Source organism: Citrobacter sp. RHBSTW-01044 (assembly GCF_013781945.1).
Taxonomy (GTDB): Bacteria; Pseudomonadota; Gammaproteobacteria; order Enterobacterales; family Enterobacteriaceae; genus Citrobacter; species Citrobacter braakii.
The window spans coordinates 1,785,847-1,804,061 of sequence record NZ_CP056180.1; the positions used below are offsets into that span (position 1 = coordinate 1,785,847).

The 18,215-nt window shown below is 54.6% G+C and carries 13 protein-coding genes; 3 read left to right on the forward strand and 10 right to left on the reverse strand.

Annotated features, from left to right (window positions below; all coding sequences use genetic code 11):
• Entirely contained in the window at window positions 1–225 is a 225-nt protein-coding gene (cspD, locus tag HV352_RS08570; protein WP_003036813.1) for a cold shock-like protein CspD, read from the reverse strand.
• A 323-nt stretch (window positions 226–548) separates the two neighbouring features.
• Between cspD and clpS the strand changes: the two genes are divergently transcribed.
• Window positions 549–869: an ATP-dependent Clp protease adapter ClpS gene (clpS, locus tag HV352_RS08575; protein ID WP_003036810.1), complete on the forward strand. Its 321-nt coding sequence runs from the start codon at window positions 549–551 to the stop codon at window positions 867–869.
• A gap of 30 nt (window positions 870–899) precedes the next feature.
• On the forward strand, window positions 900–3,176 hold the full coding sequence (gene clpA, locus HV352_RS08580) for an ATP-dependent Clp protease ATP-binding subunit ClpA (RefSeq protein ID WP_016153651.1): 2,277 nt from the start codon (window positions 900–902) through the stop codon (window positions 3,174–3,176).
• 260 nt (window positions 3,177–3,436) lie between these two features.
• Here the strand turns inward: clpA and yegQ are convergent, their stop codons facing one another.
• The 8 genes from yegQ to HV352_RS08620 all read right to left on the reverse strand — a co-directional run bounded on the left by yegQ (window position 3,437) and on the right by HV352_RS08620 (window position 16,401).
• Window positions 3,437–4,798 (reverse strand): tRNA 5-hydroxyuridine modification protein YegQ, encoded by a 1,362-nt coding sequence (gene yegQ / locus HV352_RS08585; protein WP_046275427.1) that lies wholly within the window; start codon window positions 4,796–4,798, stop codon window positions 3,437–3,439.
• Window positions 4,799–4,957: 159 nt separating this feature from the next.
• The gene (locus tag HV352_RS08590) at window positions 4,958–5,290 is read right to left on the reverse strand and encodes a YegP family protein (protein WP_181635348.1); all 333 of its coding nucleotides are present in this window, start codon (window positions 5,288–5,290) and stop codon (window positions 4,958–4,960) included.
• A 135-nt stretch (window positions 5,291–5,425) separates the two neighbouring features.
• Window positions 5,426–6,148 carry a two-component system response regulator BaeR gene (baeR, locus tag HV352_RS08595; RefSeq protein WP_019077149.1) on the reverse strand — a complete coding sequence of 241 codons (723 nt, stop codon included), beginning with the start codon at window positions 6,146–6,148 and terminating at the stop codon, window positions 5,426–5,428.
• A complete protein-coding gene (gene baeS, locus HV352_RS08600; protein WP_016153606.1) occupies window positions 6,145–7,548 on the reverse strand; it encodes a two-component system sensor histidine kinase BaeS in 1,404 nt (467 codons plus the stop codon). Before baeS ends, baeR begins: the two co-directional genes overlap by 4 nt.
• Window positions 7,548–8,960: an MFS transporter gene (locus HV352_RS08605; protein WP_181635349.1), complete on the reverse strand. Its 1,413-nt coding sequence runs from the start codon at window positions 8,958–8,960 to the stop codon at window positions 7,548–7,550. The genes baeS and HV352_RS08605 overlap by 1 nt, the downstream gene beginning before the upstream one ends.
• Window positions 8,957–12,031: a multidrug efflux RND transporter permease subunit MdtC gene (gene mdtC, locus HV352_RS08610; RefSeq protein ID WP_016156934.1), complete on the reverse strand. Its 3,075-nt coding sequence runs from the start codon at window positions 12,029–12,031 to the stop codon at window positions 8,957–8,959. The genes HV352_RS08605 and mdtC overlap by 4 nt, the downstream gene beginning before the upstream one ends.
• On the reverse strand, window positions 12,032–15,154 hold the full coding sequence (locus HV352_RS08615) for an MdtB/MuxB family multidrug efflux RND transporter permease subunit (RefSeq protein WP_181635350.1): 3,123 nt from the start codon (window positions 15,152–15,154) through the stop codon (window positions 12,032–12,034). It abuts the gene before it with no gap.
• The gene (locus HV352_RS08620) at window positions 15,154–16,401 is read right to left on the reverse strand and encodes an MdtA/MuxA family multidrug efflux RND transporter periplasmic adaptor subunit (RefSeq protein ID WP_181635351.1); all 1,248 of its coding nucleotides are present in this window, start codon (window positions 16,399–16,401) and stop codon (window positions 15,154–15,156) included. The genes HV352_RS08615 and HV352_RS08620 overlap by 1 nt, the downstream gene beginning before the upstream one ends.
• Window positions 16,402–16,680: 279 nt before the next feature.
• Between HV352_RS08620 and HV352_RS08625 the strand changes: the two genes are divergently transcribed.
• Window positions 16,681–16,740 carry a type I toxin-antitoxin system Ibs family toxin gene (locus HV352_RS08625; RefSeq protein WP_109017525.1) on the forward strand — a complete coding sequence of 20 codons (60 nt, stop codon included), beginning with the start codon at window positions 16,681–16,683 and terminating at the stop codon, window positions 16,738–16,740.
• A 99-nt stretch (window positions 16,741–16,839) separates the two neighbouring features.
• Here HV352_RS08625 and yegD read toward each other — a convergent pair whose 3' ends face one another.
• The gene (gene yegD / locus HV352_RS08630; RefSeq protein WP_046275425.1) at window positions 16,840–18,192 is read right to left on the reverse strand and encodes a molecular chaperone; all 1,353 of its coding nucleotides are present in this window, start codon (window positions 18,190–18,192) and stop codon (window positions 16,840–16,842) included.
• Between the last annotated feature and the right edge of the window lie 23 nt (window positions 18,193–18,215).

Sequence of the window (18,215 nt, forward strand, 5' to 3'; positions counted from 1 at the left end):
CTATGCGACAGCTTCTGCTTCAATGACAGGCACGATGACACTGGCATGATTGCCTTTTGGCCCCTGGTGGACATCAAACTGGACAGACTGTCCGGCTTTTAGCGTTCTGTAACCATCCATCTGAATGGTGGAGTAATGGGCGAAAATATCTTCGCCGCCGCCTTCGGGGCAGATGAAACCAAACCCTTTGGCGTTGTTGAACCACTTAACAGTACCCGTTTCCATGCTTCGACATCCTTCGTAAATCTTATATAAGTAAGATGGAATGAACCGGTGGCGGAGTGGGGGCTGTTCAAAACCTCGCCAACTCTCGAAACTACAATTTAGAGAAATCAGGCGAGGCGTCAAGCGCCAGGCTGACGGAATAGGGTAAAAATGCATCAAAATTTGAAGCAGTTAACGCTATTGTCGGTTATGTGACAGATGTCGCGGATGGCACTAATAGATGATAGTTATCTAATACTTGAGGTAGATTGATTGTGCGCATAGGCTGCTTGTCAGCGGCAAGATTTTCTGCCGGAAACCGTAACTGAAGATGACGACTGACAATGGGTAAGACTAACGACTGGCTGGATTTCGATCTGCTGGCGGAAGATAAATTGCGCGACGCGCTAAAACCGCCATCTATGTATAAAGTGATATTAGTCAATGATGATTACACTCCGATGGAGTTTGTTATTGACGTGTTACAAAAATTCTTTTCTTATGATGTAGAACGTGCAACGCAACTGATGCTTGCCGTTCACTATCAAGGTAAAGCGATTTGCGGCGTATTCACTGCCGAAGTGGCTGAAACCAAAGTTGCGATGGTGAACAAGTATGCGAGGGAGAACGAGCATCCGTTGCTGTGTACGCTAGAAAAAGCCTAAATGCAGGCATAAATATTGGGGGAGGTGCCTATGCTCAATCAAGAACTGGAGCTCAGTTTAAACATGGCTTTCGCCAGAGCGCGCGAGCACCGACATGAGTTTATGACCGTCGAGCACTTGCTACTGGCATTGCTCAGTAACCCATCGGCCCGCGAAGCGCTGGAAGCGTGTTCTGTGGATCTGGTGGCGCTGCGTCAGGAACTCGAAGCCTTCATTGAACAAACCACACCCGTATTGCCTGCCAGTGAAGAAGAGCGCGACACGCAGCCAACGTTGAGTTTTCAGCGTGTGTTGCAACGCGCGGTCTTTCATGTTCAGTCCTCCGGGCGCAATGAAGTTACCGGTGCTAATGTGCTGGTCGCCATCTTCAGCGAGCAGGAATCTCAGGCGGCTTATCTGCTGCGTAAGCATGAAGTGAGTCGCCTTGATGTGGTTAATTTTATTTCTCATGGCACGCGCAAAGACGAACCAAGTCAGTCCTCTGACTCTGGTAATCAGCCGAATAACGAAGAGCAAGCTGGCGGGGAGGACCGTATGGAGAACTTCACGACTAACCTTAACCAGCTTGCCCGTGTGGGCGGAATTGATCCGCTCATTGGCCGGGACAAAGAGCTGGAACGCGCCATTCAGGTACTGTGCCGTCGTCGAAAAAACAACCCGCTGCTGGTGGGTGAGTCTGGCGTCGGTAAAACCGCTATTGCGGAAGGCCTCGCCTGGCGTATTGTCCAGGGCGACGTGCCGGAAGTGATGGCTGATTGTACCCTTTACTCTCTGGATATCGGCTCGCTGCTGGCGGGTACCAAATACCGTGGCGATTTTGAAAAACGCTTTAAGGCGCTGCTGAAACAACTGGAACAGGATACTAACAGCATTCTGTTTATCGATGAGATCCACACCATTATCGGCGCGGGTGCGGCATCGGGCGGCCAGGTAGATGCGGCTAACCTGATCAAACCGTTGCTCTCCAGCGGTAAAATCCGTGTGATAGGCTCCACAACCTATCAGGAATTCAGCAATATCTTTGAAAAGGACCGCGCGCTAGCACGCCGTTTCCAGAAAATCGATATCACTGAGCCGTCGGTAGAAGAGACCGTGCAGATCATCAACGGTCTGAAGCCGAAATACGAAGCGCACCATGACGTTCGCTACACCGCCAAAGCGGTGCGTGCAGCGGTCGAACTGGCGGTGAAATACATTAACGATCGTCATCTGCCGGACAAAGCGATTGACGTGATCGATGAGGCGGGCGCGCGGGCACGTCTGATGCCGGTCAGCAAGCGCAAGAAAACCGTCAACGTGGCGGATATCGAGTCCGTTGTGGCCCGCATTGCGCGGATCCCGGAGAAGAGCGTTTCGCAGAGCGATCGCGATACGCTGAAAAACCTGGGCAATCGTCTGAAAATGCTGGTATTCGGACAGGATAAAGCCATTGAGGCGCTGACTGAAGCGATCAAAATGAGCCGTGCTGGTCTGGGACACGAGCATAAACCTGTCGGTTCGTTCCTGTTTGCCGGACCGACTGGTGTAGGTAAGACCGAAGTCACGGTGCAGTTGTCCAAAGCGCTGGGTATTGAGCTGCTGCGGTTTGATATGTCCGAGTATATGGAACGTCACACCGTCAGCCGCCTGATTGGTGCGCCTCCGGGATATGTCGGTTTCGACCAGGGCGGTTTGCTGACGGATGCTGTCATTAAGCATCCGCATGCGGTACTGCTGCTGGATGAAATCGAAAAAGCGCATCCGGACGTCTTTAACCTGCTGCTGCAGGTGATGGATAACGGTACGCTGACCGACAATAACGGGCGTAAAGCGGATTTCCGCAACGTGGTGCTGGTCATGACCACTAACGCCGGCGTGCGTGAAACTGAGCGTAAATCGATTGGGCTGATTCATCAGGACAACAGTACTGATGCGATGGGCGAAATCAAAAAAGTGTTTACGCCGGAATTCCGTAACCGTCTCGACAACATTATCTGGTTCGATCATCTCTCTACTGAGGTGATTCATCAGGTTGTTGATAAGTTTATCGTCGAACTTCAGGTTCAGTTGGATCAGAAAGGTGTCTCTCTGGAAGTGAGTCAGGAAGCCCGTGACTGGCTGGCTGAGAAGGGCTATGACCGCGCAATGGGCGCACGCCCGATGACGCGTGTTGTCCAGGATAACCTGAAAAAACCATTGGCTAACGAACTGCTGTTCGGCTCGCTTGTGGATGGCGGTCAGGTGACCGTTGCGCTGGATAAAGAGAAAAATGAGCTGACCTATGGTTTCCAGAGTGCGCAAAAGCACAAGCCAGAAGCAGCACATTAATATCTAACCACCTAATGAACCGGGCGTAATGCCCGGTTTTTTTTCGCCTGAAAGTCGTGATTTGAATAGGGGGGAGTTAAACGGCAGGCAAAAAATAAGCCTGCGTAAGGGAGATTACGCAGGCTAAGGAGGTGGTTCCTGGTACAGCTAGCATTTATGGGTTATGTTTTTCAGCGGATGGGATAATACCCTTAATGAACGAAGCGGTATGTGATCGATTTCTAAGAATCTTCCGAACGCTGAAAAATAACCGTAATTAACTACTTAGCATGTGGGTTGCGCGTGGACTCACCGGTAAAATTACGCATCAACAATGCATAATTCAGATCGATATCCTCCGGTACAGGCATCCACACGGTGTAACCATCGCCCGGCGCAACCGGCATCGCTTCGCCTTTCGCGTTTTCCATCTGTTCGAGGGTAAAGTTGATGTTGCCCTGTGGGGTCATCAGCTCCAGGCTGTCGCCGACGGTGAATTTATTTTTCACCAGCACAGCCGCCAGTTCACCTTTACGTTCGCCAGTGAATTCGCCGACAAACTGCTGACGCTCGGAAACAGAGAAGCCGTATTCGTAGTTCTGATAGTCGTCATGCGTATGGCGGCGCAGGAACCCCTCGGTGTAACCGCGATGCGCCAGACCTTCCAGCGTTTCCAGCAGTTGCGGGTCGAACGGTTTACCGGCAGCGGCATCATCAATGGCCTTGCGATAAACCTGCGCGGTACGTGCACAGTAATAGTATGATTTAGTACGGCCTTCAATTTTCAGCGAATGCACGCCCATCTGAGTCAGGCGCTCAACGTGGGCAATGGCACGCAAATCCTTCGAGTTCATGATGTAAGTGCCGTGTTCGTCTTCAAACGCGGTCATGTACTCACCCGGACGCTGGGCTTCTTCGATCATAAAGACTTTGTCAGTCGGCGCGCCAATACCCAGCGTCGGCTCAACATTTTGTACCGGGATAGGCTCGTACTTATGCACGATATTGCCCACCACGTCTTCTTTGCCTTCCTGCACGTTGTATTCCCAGCGGCAGGCATTGGTACAGGTACCCTGATTTGGGTCACGCTTGTTGATGTAGCCAGAGAGCAGGCAGCGGCCGGAGTAAGCCATGCACAGCGCGCCGTGAACAAAGATCTCAATTTCCATATCCGGCACCTGGGTGCGGATCTCTTCAATTTCTTCCAACGACAGTTCGCGGGACAGGATCACACGGGTCAATCCCATCTGCTTCCAGAATTTCACCGTTGCCCAGTTTACGGCGTTAGCCTGTACTGAAAGGTGAATGTCCATGTCAGGGAAGTTTTCGCGCACCAGCATAATCAGACCGGGGTCGGACATGATCAGTGCATCCGGCCCCATTTCCACCACCGGTTTCAGGTCACGAATGAAGGTCTTCAGCTTGGCGTTATGCGGGGCAATATTAACCACCACATAGAATTTTTTACCCAGTTCATGGGCTTCATTAATGCCTAGCTGCAGGTTTTCGTGATTGAATTCGTTGTTGCGTACGCGCAGTGAGTAACGCGGTTGGCCCGCATATACAGCGTCTGCGCCATAGGCGAAAGCGTAACGCATGTTTTTCAGCGTTCCCGCCGGGGAAAGGAGTTCCGGTTTAAACATAATTTTCTCGTTCTGATGACAGGTCAGACTCGCCTCACTCAATGAGGCGGTTAGGGGAGTGCCCCCATATTAAGGGCGGGCATTGTAGCGCTGTGGGGAAGACAGGTAAAGAAAAACGCCGGGCGACAGCGTGGCGTTACCCGGCTGAGCGAGTCATTATCAGGTTTTATCTTTTATCGTCTGAGTTACACCATTGGTCTTAACTGAAGCAATACCGGTCTCGCGCGACTGTTCATTCGCATACAGTTGACTGCTACCAATAATCTGGTGGTTTGCTGCTTTCAGATTGAAATGCAATTTGCCATTAGCTGCCGTTTTTTTCTCGTAACGCTCGGCCAGAGGGCTGTTAGCCTGGACAGATACGATCCCTTTTTCTGCCGCGCCTTTTGTCGTGTAAAGCTCACTGGTAAGGATCGTTTCCCCGTTTCCAGCCTTAAGAACAAAGCGGTACTGATCATCGCTACTCTTGCTTAATTCAAACCAACCAGCCATATGAACTCCTTGATTAAAGTTTTATATCAAACAGTTATTGACGACAGTGTTGCCACAAAGAGTATGAGCGATATTTGGAGAGTTGCTAGTCAACAGGACTCCACGAAGCCGCGGAGTCCTGCAGGACGGGAGTGTTTACGCAATTCGACAGGCGTCGGCTTCCCAGCGATACCCTACGCCATAGACCGCGCGGATAAACGACTGCTCCGCATCCAGCGATTCCAGCTTGCGTCGCAGGTTCTTGATATGGCTGTCGATGGTTCGGTCGGTAACGACACGGTAATCGTCATAGAGATGATTGAGCAACTGTTCACGGGAGAACACTTTTCCCGGTTCATGCGACAACGTTTTGAGTAAGCGAAATTCAGCAGGCGTTAAGTCGAGCATTTTCCCACGCCAGGACGCCTGAAAACGACCTTCATCGACGATCAACGGGCTGTCAGCATCCATCTGTTGCAGTTCGCGCTGCGGCTTGCAACGGCGCAGAATCGTCTTCACGCGAGCAACAACTTCACGCGGGCTGTAGGGTTTGCAAATATAATCATCCGCACCGATCTCCAGCCCCAGCAGGCGATCAATTTCTTCTATCTTGGCGGTTACCATCATGATGGGGACTTCAGAGAATCGGCGGATTTCCCGGCACAGAGTCAGGCCGTCGGTACCAGGCAGCATCAGATCCAACAAGATCAGATCGGGCGGCGTCTGACGCACGTAAGGAAGAACCAGATCGCCGTGGCTGATGAGCGTAGGAGCGTAGCTTGCCGCGCGCAGGTAGTCGATAAGCAGTTGCCCCAGCTTGGGCTCGTCTTCCACGATCAGAATACGCGGCGTGTTTTCATCAATGGGTAACTCAGTCATACATCTCTCTGTAAATCGCGTTCCAGCGGTAATGTTACTGTAATGCTAACCCCGCCAAAAGGCGAATGGGCGGCGCGAATCAGACCATTATGCGCCTGTACGATATTGACGCAAATTGCCAGCCCCAGCCCGGAACCACCGCTGGCACGGTTACGCGAGCCTTCGGTGCGATAAAATCGTTCAAACAGCTTCTGTAACTGGTCGTCACTTACGCCGGGAGCGGAATCAGCGAAGGTTAATAAAACCATACGCTCGCGTTGTTCGGCGCTGATGTGCAGTCCGCCGCCGCTGTCGGTGTAGCGCAGACTGTTTTCCAGCAGATTGTTGAACAACTGCATCAAACGATCCCTGTCGCCAAATACTGTCATGCTGTCCGGGAGTGAAAGCTGTATCGTCAGTCCACGGCTGGCAAAGCGTTCACGAAATGCGCCACTTGCCACTTCCAACAGGGGGATGAGATCCAGCGATGTTTTCTGGTAGGCCAGCGCGCCTTCATCGGACATGGAGAGCTGATGCAGATCGTCCACCAGCTTGGTGAGCGTACCCACTTCAGCTTGCAAAGAGGCAACGGAGTCAGGGGTGAACTGGCGTACGCCATCCTGAATGGCCTCCAGTTCACCGCGCAACACCGCTAACGGCGTACGCAGTTCGTGAGAAATATCGGCCATAAAGTCACGACGCATCTGCTGGTTTTTTTCCAGCGTACTGGCAAGCTGGTTGAAGTCCTGCGCCAGCTTGCCCAGCTCATCCGTACTGGTCGGCGCAACGCGAGTGGTGAAATCGCCAGCCGCCAGTTTGTGCGTGCCTTCTACCAACCGCTTGACCGGGGCCAGCAGGCTGCGCGCCAGCGTAAACGTTGCCAGCGCCGCCAGGATCGTGGAGAGCGCGACGATGAGCCAACTGGAACGCCTTTGCTGCATGTCGAAATTGATATCCGTATTGCGCGTTAAGCGTTCCACGGGAGAGGCAATCACGGCACCGACTTCGCTACCGTTGACGCGGATCGGATGGCGCATACCGTCACGGGGGACCGGAGCACGCGGACCGACCAGCACGCGGGCATTTTGGTCGACAACCCAAAACTGCGTACGCCAGCCGTGCGGCGGCATGCCGGGGCCGGGTTTATCATCGTCGTTGTCGTGTTCAAAAGAGCGCAGGATCTGAAAAACAAACCGATCGTTATTGCGTAAGAATCGCCAGTTGCCGTGCTGTTCATACTGCTCGCTTAATGCGTCGCTGAGCATTTGCAGCCGCTGTTCGTTACCGTGCTTGATATAGTCAATAAAACCGCGTTCGAAGCTTATGCGTACGGCCCAGTGCATGCTGATCAGCAATACGATGCAGGTGGCGAAAATCGCCAGAAACAGTTTGCCGGTGATACCGGGCCGCCAGAACTTCATCAGGTGCTCCTCTTGCGCCGTGAAATCACCGCGTTGGTTTGCGTGTCGTTCGGCACGCGGGCAAAAATAATGGCGGGCAGCGCGATAATGAATGCGATGCACAGCCAGGTATACATAAAGACGGTATGCGTACTTCCGCTGTCGATGACGCTATGCTGCTGACCGAACATGCCTAGCAGCAGTCCCGCGATTGTCACCCCGATACTCATCGACAGCTGCATGATCATTGACAGCAGGCTGTTACCACTGCTGGCGAGATCGTCAGGCAGGTCTTTTAACGTCAGGGTGTTCATGGATGAAAAGCGCGTTGAGTTGACCATTCCCTGTAAGAACAGTACGAAGGGCAGGGCGTAATACCAGCCGAGCAGCGCGGTGCTCATCAGCAGCAGACTGACCAGCGACAGGCCAAGCGTTGTAGCGACCAGTACGCGACGGTAGCCAAAGCGGTTAACAACCTGCACCACAATGCGCTTCATGCCCATACTGCCGAGCACCATCGGGATCATCATCAGCCCGGCATGAAAGGGGGAAAAACCGAGGCCTATTTGTAAAAACACCGGCGTCATAAACGGCAGCATACCGCTACCGATGCGTCCGGCAAAACTGCCGAAAAGACCCAGCGAGAAGGTCGGTGTGCGAAACAGACTCAGGCTGAACAGCGCGCGTGGATTACGATGGGCGTGTTTCAGATACAGCGCAATAGCCAGCACTCCGCAGATAACCAACGCTGCCAGCGAGATACTGGAGATGCCGGTTCCTTTACTGCCATCAAGTGCCAGCGTCAGTACCGCCATGCCGACTGCCAGCATCGCAAATCCGGAGAGATCGAAGCGTCGGGTTTGCATGGTGTAGTTGGGCATCAGCATTAACGTCGCTATCGCGCCGACAATACCAACCGGAATGTTAATCAAAAATATCCAGTGCCAGGAGGCGTACTCAACCAGAATACCGCCTAATGCCGGTCCCAGTAGCGGGCCAATCTGACCGGGCAATGTGACAAACGTCATCGCCGCCATATATTGCTCACGCGGGACGATTTTCATCACCGTTAGCCTGCCGACCGGCACCATCATCGCACCGCCAACGCCTTGTAAGACGCGCGCCATCACCAGCTCGTTGAGTGTGCTGGACCCGGCGCAAAACAGCGAGCCAAGCGTAAACAGGATGATGGCGGTGAAGAAGATATTACGCACGCCAACTTTGTCCGCCAGCCATCCGCTGGCGGGCAGCATCACGGCAACGGTTAAAACATATGACACAATGACCATATGCATGTGTAACGGGCTTTCCCCGAGGCTTGCCGCCATCGAGGGAAGCGCAGTATTCACGATGGTGGTATCCAGCGACTGCATAAAAAAGCCGAATGCCACAATCCAAAGCTGCCAGCGGGTGCTGTCGGGAAGTTCTGTCATAACTCTGCTACCGGTTTGCTGTTTTTACGCGAAAAACGCAGACGGTCGAAAAAGAGATAGACCACAGGCGTGGTGTACAGCGTCAGGAGTTGACTCACGACCAGCCCGCCGACAATGGTTATCCCCAAAGGTTGACGTAGTTCGGAGCCATCCCCGGCGGATAACACCAGCGGCAGCGCGCCAAACAACGCCGCCAGCGTGGTCATCATGATTGGGCGAAAGCGCAGCAGGCAGGCCTGGAAAATGGCTTCTTCTGGCTGCAGCTTGCCGTTTCTCTGTGCTTCCAGCGCAAAATCGACCATCATGATGGCATTTTTCTTCACAATGCCAATTAATAGCATTATCCCTATCAGGGCGATTAGGCTGAACGGGGCATTGAACAGCTCCAGCGCCAGCAAAGCCCCGACGCCAGCTGAAGGTAGCGTGGAGAGAATGGTCAGGGGATGGACATAGCTTTCATACAGCATCCCCAGAACGATGTAGACTGTGGCAATGGCGGCGATAATCAGGATCACCTGTGAGTTCATGGTGTCCTGAAATACCTGTGCCGTGCCGGCAAAGCTACCGCGAACCGTGGAGGGGACGCCGAGCTGGGTCATGGTTCTGTTGATAGCCTCTGTCGCCTCAGACAGTGAAGAACCTGTTGGCAGGTTAAACGACACGGTTGAGGCAGCGGACAAGCCCTGATGGTTTACCGACAGCGGGGCATTCGCCGGTTGCCATTTGGCAAAGTACGATAGCGGGATTGCCTTACCGTCATTGTTGATGACGAACATTTTATCCAGCGCACTGATATCCTGGGTGTAACGTCGATCGACCTCCATCACCACTTTGTACTGGTTCATCGGTTGATAAATAGTTGAAATTTGCCGTTGTCCAAAAGCGTTGTTCAACAGGCTGTTAGCGGCTGCAACGTCGATCCCCAGACGAGACATGGTGTCGCGATCGTAGACCAGGTTCATTTCCGCGCCATTGTCCTGCTGATCTGAGTTGACATCCGCCAGTTGGGGCAGGGCGGCAAGCGCTTTACGGATCTTCGGTTCCCACTCGCGCAGCGCCGCCAGATCGTCGGAAAGCAATGTGTATTGATAGCTGGCATTGGCCTGGCGGCCGCCGACGCGAATATCCTGCACCGCCATCAGAAACAGATTCGCGCCAGGCTCTTTTGCAAGCGCGACGCGCAGGCGGTCGATCACCTGCTGAGCGGTTTCACCGCGCTCATCGCGTGGCTTGAGGGTGATAAACATCATCCCGCTGTTAACCCGGGAACCGCCGGTAAAACCGGTGACGTTATTCACCGCCGGGTCGTCGCGGATGATCTTCATAAAGTCCTGCAGTTTGCCGCGCATCGCCTGGAAAGAGATGCTCTGGTCGGCCTGAATCCCCCCCATCAACACGCCCGTATCCTGCTCCGGGAAGAAGGTTTTGGGGATGGAAATATAAAGCCAGATATTCAGCGCAATGGTGCCAAGTAACACCACGCCAACCAGTCGCGTATGGCGCAGCACCCATTTAAGCGAAGTGCCGTAACTCTGTTGCAGTGCCACCAGCACACGACCAAAACCCCGTTTACGAGACTGTTCACGCGGAGCGCTGGATTTGAGCATCCAGCCACACATCATTGGCGTTAATGTCAGCGACACCAGCAGCGAGATACCGATAGCAACTGACAGCGTGACGGCAAATTCGCGCAGCAAGCGCCCAGGCAATCCGCCCATTAACAGCAGCGGGAGGAACACCGCTACCAGCGACAGGCTCATTGAGAGCACCGTGAATCCCACTTCGCGCGTACCTTGTAGCGCCGCCTGCAGTGGCTTCATTCCCGCTTCCAGGTGGCGGGCAATATTTTCCAGCACCACGATCGCGTCATCAACGACAAATCCCGTGGCAATGGTCAACGCCATTAATGACAGGTTGTTCAGGCTGAACCCGCACAGATACATGGCGGCAAAGGTACCGATCAGCGAGACCGGAACCGCTACCGCAGGGATCAGGGTCGCGCGCCCGGAGCGCAGGAAAACAAAGACCACCAGAATAACCAGCGCAACGGAGATAATCAGCGTCTGTTCGACTTCCTCCAGCGAGGCGCGAATGGTCGGTGAACGGTCCTGGGCAATTTGTAGATCGATGGCGGCCGGGACCAGCGTTTGTAACTCCGGTAATTTGGCCCGAATGCTGTCTACCGTCTGAATAATATTGGCTTCTGGCAACTTGCGGATCATCAGCAGGATAGCCGGTTTTGCGTTGGTCATCCCCGCGTTACGTACGTCCTGCACCGAGTCGCTCACAGACGCAACATCGCCCAGCCGCACCGCAGCGCCGTTATTGTAGTGGATGATAATCGGCTGGTACTCGGCGGCGGTTTTCAGCTCATCGTTGGTTTGTACCTGCCAGCGGTGGGTATCATTCTCGATAGCTCCCTGCGGCTTACGCACATTGGCGTTAGCAATCGCGCTACGCACGTCGTCCAGCGACACCCCCTGATTAAACAGCGCTTGCGGATTAAGCCCTACGCGCACGGCAGGCAGAGAGCTGCCCCCAACGTCGACGTCACCCACGCCGTCGATTTGCGCGATGGTCTGTGCTAATTGGGTTGATGCGAAATCGTACAGCTCACCCTGCGAGTAAGTGTCCGACGTGAGCGTCAGGATCATGATTGGCGCATCGGAAGGGTTGGCTTTGCGGTACGTGGGGCGGCTTGGCATGCCGCTGGGTAGCAGGCTTTGCGCTGCGTTAATCGCGGCCTGAACATCCCGCGCCGCGCCATTGATGTCACGGTCGAATTTGAATTCAAGAATAATGCGCGTACTGCCAAGGGAACTGCTCGAGGTCATTTCGTTCACGCCCGCGATGCGCCCCAGTGAGCGCTCCAGCGGGGTGGCTACCGAAGACGCCATCGTTTCAGGGGAAGCGCCGGGTAATGATGCGCTGACCATGATCACCGGGAAATCCACCTGCGGCAGCGGAGCTACCGGCAGCAGACGAAAGCCCAGTATCCCGCACAGGGTGATGGCCACCGAAATGAGAATGGTCGCCACCGGACGATGAATGAAAAGCGCGAAAAATTTCATTTACGCTTCCTCTTCCTGACGCGGGAAGCGGCTTTTCACGTACAGCGACAGACGGTCAAACAGCAGATAAATCACCGGGGTGGTAAACAGGGTTAATACCTGGCTTACCAGCAGACCGCCGACCATACCAATTCCTAATGGGCGACGTAATTCGGCCCCCACGCCGGTACTTAACATCAGCGGCAACGCGCCGAGGAGTGCCGCCAGCGTAGTCATCAGAATCGGGCGAAAACGCAGCAGACAGGCCTGGAAAATAGCGTCGCGTGGGGTCATGCCCTGTTCGCGCTCCGCGGCAAGGGCGAAGTCGATCATCATGATGGCGTTTTTCTTGACGATACCGATAAGCAAAATAATGCCGATAATCGCGATGACGTCCAGTTCACTGCCGGCAATCATTAACGCCAGGAGGGCGCCGACGCCCGCCGTGGGTAGCGTGGAGAGAATGGTAATCGGGTGAATAAAGCTCTCATACAGCACGCCGAGAACGATATACATCGCGACAACCGCAGCCACAATCAACCAGATGGTATTACCCAGTGCGGCCTGGAAAGCGAGCGTACTGCCCTGGAACTGGGTGGTAATATTTGCTGGCAGATTGAGCGTTTTTTCGGCATCCAGAATTGCCTGCACCGCATCGCCCAGCGAATGACCGTCCGGTACGTTGAACGAGATGGTGGTGACCGGGAACTGATCGAGGTGGTTAATCGACAGCGGAGCGAAACGCTGTTCAATGCTGGCGATTGCGCTGAGCGGAACCACGCCGCCGTCGCTGCTGGTCAGACGGATAGTGTCCAGTGCAGCAAGTCCCGGCGTACTGTTGGTGTCATGTTCCAACACGACGCGATACTGGTTGGCCTGGGTGTAGATGGTTGAAATCAGTCGCTGGCCGAAGGCGTTGTACAGGGCGTTATCGACATCCGCCATGCTGATGCCTAAACGGCTGGCGCTATCGCGATTGACGTTCACATACGCCACCAGCCCTTTGTCCTGCCAGTCGCTACTGACATCAGACAGTTGCGGTAGCTGGTGAAGTTTTTCTAACAGCTGTGGAACCCAGGTGCTGAGAGCATCAAGGGTCGTTGCTTGCAGCGTAAACTGATATTGCGTCCGGCTGACCTGGGTATCAATCGTCAGGTCCTGGGTGGGCTGAAGATAGAGATCAACGCCGGGTACTCTGTCAACCGCGTCCTGTAGGCGTGCGATCACTTTCTGCACGCGATCGTCGCGATCGTCCAGCGGCTTAAGGTTGATTTGCAGACGCGCGCTGTTCAATGCCGGATTAGTACCATCCACGCCGACAAAAGCGGTCAGGCTCTCTACCGCCGGATCTCGAAGGATGACATCGGAAACCTGGCGCTGGCGCTGGGCCATGCTGGCAAATGAACTGGACTGCGGCGCCTGCAGCGTACCCTGGATGATGCCGTTGTCCTGGATTGGGAAGAACCCTTTGGGGATAAAGACCCATAACATAACGCTCAGTGCCAGCGTGCCGAGCGCCACGCCCAGCGTGAGCCACGGATGGTTCAGCACTTTTGCCAGCCAGTGACCGTACCCGGCAATGACGCGATCGAACATTCGCTCCGAGGCACGGGAAAAGCGGTTTTGCTTACGCAACGAGGCCTGATTAAGCATGCGCGCGCACATCATCGGCGTGAGGGTGAGCGAGACGACGGCGGAAATCAGAATTGCCACGGCCAGCGTAACGGCAAACTCGCGGAATAATCGGCCAACGATATCACCCATAAACAACAGTGGGATCAGCACGGCGATTAGCGAAAATGTCAGAGAGATGATGGTAAAACCAATCTCACCAGCCCCCTTCAGGGCGGCAGTCAGCGGTTTTTCGCCTTTTTCGATATAGCGAGAAATATTCTCGATAACCACGATAGCGTCATCCACTACGAATCCTGTCGCGATGGTTAGCGCCATTAGGGTCAGGTTATTGATGGAGAAATCAAGAAATACCATCACCGCGAAGGTGCCGATGAGCGACAGCGGAACGGCGACCGCAGGAATAATCGTCGCCGGAATATTGCGCAGGAACAGGTAGATGATCATCACCACCAGCGCAATCGCCAGCATTAGCTCAAACTGGGTGTCTGCAACGGACGCACGAATATTGGTCGTACGATCCGAAAGCACGCTGACCTTAACTGATTTGGGCAGGCTTTCGGTGAGCTGCGGCAGCATTTGACGGATACTGTCTGCCGTGGAGATGATGTTCGCCCCAGGTTGGCGCTGAACATTCATTACAATGGCTTGTTGCTTATTGGCCCATGCGCCCAGCCAGCTATTTTCTGCCCCTTGTTCGACGGTGGCGACATCGCCCAGACGAACCGGCGCACCGTTTTTATAGGCCACGATGAGCTGGCGATATTCGTCTGCGGACTGCATCTGGTCGTTGGCGGAAAGGGTGACAGCACGCGTTGGGCCATCAAGACTCCCTTTTGCCGAATTGACGTTAGCCCCGGTAATGGCTGTACGGATGGTTTCGCTGGTCAGACCGAGTGCGGCAATAGCCTGTGCGTTAAGCTTCACGCGGACCGCCGGTCGTTGCCCGCCGGAAAGTGTTACCAGACCGACACCGGAAACCTGAGAGATTTTCTGCGCGACGCGGGTTTCGACCATATCTTCCACCTGCGTCATCGGCATGGCGCTGGACGTGACCGCCAGCGTCATGATCGGTGGATCTGCCGGGTTTACCTTGCTGTAGACCGGCGGATTGGGCAGATCGCCCGGTAATAAATTGGTGGCGGCGTTAATCGCAGCCTGAACTTCCTGCTCGGCAACATCCAGCGGCAGCGTCAGTTGAAACTGCAACGTGACGACCGATGCGCCGCCGGAACTTTGCGAGGACATCTGTTTTAAGCCGGACATCTGTCCGAACTGACGCTCAAGCGGCGCGGTTACCGCCGAGGTCATGACGTCCGGGCTGGCGCCCGGGTACAGCGTAACGACCTGAATCGTGGGGTAATCGACTTCCGGTAAGGCGGCGATCGGCAGGAAACGATAACCGATAATACCGGCAAGCAAAATCGCGACCATCAGCAGCGTGGTGGCGACAGGTCGCAGAATAAACAGGCGTGATGGCCCGCCTGTGTTGTGCGGAGGTAACACCTGCATCAGGAGTTAGCTCCTTTTTTGCCGTATCCGCGGGGCGCAGTTTTCTCGTCCTGAGCTGAGGCGTCATGCGCCTCTACAACTTCTACTTTTGCGCCTTCTGTCAGGCGGTCAATACCGTCGGTTACGACCCGATCACCTGCGGACAACCCGGCGGCGATCACTACTTTTTGGCTATCCTGAATACCTGGTTTAACCAGATGTTTGCTCACTTTATTCTCGCTGTTCAGCACCCAGACAAAATGGCCCTCATTGCCCATCTGCAGGGCGGCCGTTGGGATCACCACGGCGTTTTGTTCCGTGTCGACCAGCATGCGGGCGTTAACAAACTGGTTAGGGAATAAAGCATCATCCTGATTGTTAAAACGGGCTTTAACTTTGATGGTTCCGGTCGTGGCATCAATCTGATTGTCGAGACTGAGCAGGACGCCTTCGCTCAGTTTTTGCGAATTGGTCCGGTCCCAGGCTTCGACCTTTAACGGAGACCCCGATTTTTGCGCCCGCAACACGGTGGCAATGTCGTTTTCAGGCAAGGTGAATATCAGGTCGATAGGATGGGTTTGCGTAATGACGACGATTCCGGTGGTATCGCCGCTGGAAATTTGGTTACCGACGTCGACCTGCTTCAGACCGACACGCCCCTCTACAGGCGCGGTTATCCGACTCCAGTCAAGCTGCAATTGTGCGCTGGCGACGCTGGCTTCATCGGCTTTGATTGTCCCTAATGTTTCATTTACCAGCGCCTGCTGGGCATCCAGCTCCTGGCGGGAGACCAGATTAGTTTTCACCAGCTGTTGATAGCGGGCAAGATCGCGACGGGCATTTGCCAGCGTGGCTTTATCTTTTGCCAGCTGGCCCTGCGCCTGAGCCAGAGCAACTTTGAACTGGCTGGGATCTATCTCTGCCAGCAGGTCGCCGACTTTTACCTGCTGTCCTTCCTCGAAGTGTAAGGCAATGAGCTGACCATCCACCCGGCTACGTACCGTGGCGGTATTTGCGGCAGTAATGGTACCCAGTCCTGTCAGGTAACGCGGAACGGCTTCCATGGCGGCGGTGGCAGCCTGAACGGGAGCCAACGGCCCGGAGCGCATTCCACGCCGTCCCGAACCTGGCGTGTGCTGCGCTGGTTTGGTCGCGCCCGGTGCGCTTTCCTGGGCGTCGTTACGGCTTTGCCAGAACCAGATGGCGGCGACGGTGGCCACAACGATCGCGATTGCTATCACCCAGCGGGATTTTTTACTGCCTTTCATTGTTATAAGTTTCTCATCCTGAAACGATTCGCGGAATGATACTAGTTTAGCCAGCGAACAAGGGAGAAAAATGGAGGAATTATGAAACACTGTCGGGATTCGTCTGAATGCTAATGCGGCTTTGCGAAGCGTTACGCAACAATCGGTGGTGAAGATAGCGAATACGTGATTGTGCGTTAGAGTGCTGACAAGGCAAAAAGGAGGAAAGCCAGAGATTTCAGCGGGACGCTGGAACGGGAAAGCCCCTCCCGAGGAAGGGGCCAAAATAAGGAAAGGGTTATGATGAAGCAGGTCATCATCCTGGTGATACTCTTAGTGATTAGCTTACCGGCTTACTAAGACACCAGGGGGAGGGGAAGCCCTCCCTAACCCTCACTCCTGAAAATAAGCCACAGCAATGGTGATGTCAATACGCGTACTTTTCAGCATGCGAGCCGCTTAGCGGAAAACAACGTCAGCCCAGCGGGCCAGTCCGGCAGTAACGGAACCGAAATCATCGCCCCCCGCGATCGGAATCCCGGGAAGTTGCTGGGCGAGGGCTTTTTTAATCAGCGGCGAACGCGCGCTACCGCCGGTCAGGTAAATCACGTCCGGTTTTTCCTGCGCGTTTTCCAGCGCCAGTTGAACCTGCTCCAGAATGCGCGCCAGGGGCTGATTGAGCGCAGCTTCCAGCCCGTGTTGACTGATATCGGTTGCCAGCGTGTCGCTGATAAACGGTATCGCCGCCGTCACAATGGTCTGATCGGAGAGCGCGATTTTGCTCTCTTCTGCGCTGCGCACCAGGCGATAGCTCAGACGCTCGCGCCAGACTTTAAGCAGTAGGGCGACTTTATCGGCTTCTTTCGCGTCGCGGACAAGATCGTTGAGCAAGCGACCGTTGGCGCTACTGTAGAAGTCACTTTGCGCGGGAACATCGTTGATCGCGACCGCGTTCCACCAGGGCAGAATAGGTAAGGCGATCCCTTTTTCCGTTTCTCCCCCCATACCGAGCAGCGGCATCAGATGTTTAAACGCCAGAGCAATATCCAGATCGTTCCCGCCAACGCGGCAGCCGCTGTGCCCCAGCAGGCTGTTTTCGCGATCGGCGCGCTGGTGCCATTGCGGCCCCATCAGCAGCAGTGAACAGTCGGTTGTACCCCCGCCAATATCCACCACCAGCACGCGTTTTTCTTCCTGCAGCGTGGCTTCGTAATCCAGACCAGCCGCTACCGGCTCGTACTGGAAGACGACATCCTGAAAACCGGCGCGTTTAGCCGCACGTTCAAGAATACCCTGCGCCTGGGCGTTGGCGTCATCGCCCCCTAACCCCTGGAAGTTGATGGGACGACCAATAACGGCCTGGGTGATGGCTTCCGGCAACTGATTTTGTGCCTGGTTGCGTATGTGCAGCATCATCGCGCAGACCAGATCTTCAAACAGCGCAACCTGCTGCGGCTTCAGACCGCTGGCACCCAAAAATGATTTTGGCGATTTAACGAAATACACCTCTTCCGGGTCTTCAATATATTGACCCAGCGATGCCAGACCGAACTGCACGCTGTTGGCGTTAACGTCGATGTCTTCTTCGCGGTTATAGCGCATCGCGCGGCGAAGCAGCGCCTGCGTTTCGTCGTCCGTGGTTGGGATGTCGTGATGGCGATACAGCCACTCGCTGACCGCTTCGCGCGTTGGCGCGCACAGCATTGAAGGCAGAAGCGTGCTGTTATTTTCCATTTTGAGCAGGTGAGGCTGCCCGTCACGCATAACGGCCACTGAACAGTTTGCCGTACCGTAGTCAAAACCAATAAACACCGTAAAAATCCCCATGCCAGTGA

Excerpts from the sequence above, each read along its gene's own strand:
- HV352_RS08590 (WP_181635348.1), bottom strand. The coding sequence starts at position 5,290 with ATGGCTGGTTGGTTTGAATTAAGCAAGAGTAGCGATGATCAGTACCGC.
- HV352_RS08615 (WP_181635350.1), bottom strand. The coding sequence starts at position 15,154 with ATGCAGGTGTTACCTCCGCACAACACAGGCGGGCCATCACGCCTGTTT.
- baeS (WP_016153606.1), bottom strand. The coding sequence starts at position 7,548 with ATGAAGTTCTGGCGGCCCGGTATCACCGGCAAACTGTTTCTGGCGATT.
- baeR (WP_019077149.1), bottom strand. The coding sequence starts at position 6,148 with ATGACTGAGTTACCCATTGATGAAAACACGCCGCGTATTCTGATCGTG.
- mdtC (WP_016156934.1), bottom strand. The coding sequence starts at position 12,031 with ATGAAATTTTTCGCGCTTTTCATTCATCGTCCGGTGGCGACCATTCTC.
- clpA (WP_016153651.1), top strand. The coding sequence starts at position 900 with ATGCTCAATCAAGAACTGGAGCTCAGTTTAAACATGGCTTTCGCCAGA.
- HV352_RS08620 (WP_181635351.1), bottom strand. The coding sequence starts at position 16,401 with ATGAAAGGCAGTAAAAAATCCCGCTGGGTGATAGCAATCGCGATCGTT.
- yegQ (WP_046275427.1), bottom strand. The coding sequence starts at position 4,798 with ATGTTTAAACCGGAACTCCTTTCCCCGGCGGGAACGCTGAAAAACATG.
- HV352_RS08605 (WP_181635349.1), bottom strand. The coding sequence starts at position 8,960 with ATGACAGAACTTCCCGACAGCACCCGCTGGCAGCTTTGGATTGTGGCA.
- clpS (WP_003036810.1), top strand. The coding sequence starts at position 549 with ATGGGTAAGACTAACGACTGGCTGGATTTCGATCTGCTGGCGGAAGAT.
- cspD (WP_003036813.1), bottom strand. The coding sequence starts at position 225 with ATGGAAACGGGTACTGTTAAGTGGTTCAACAACGCCAAAGGGTTTGGT.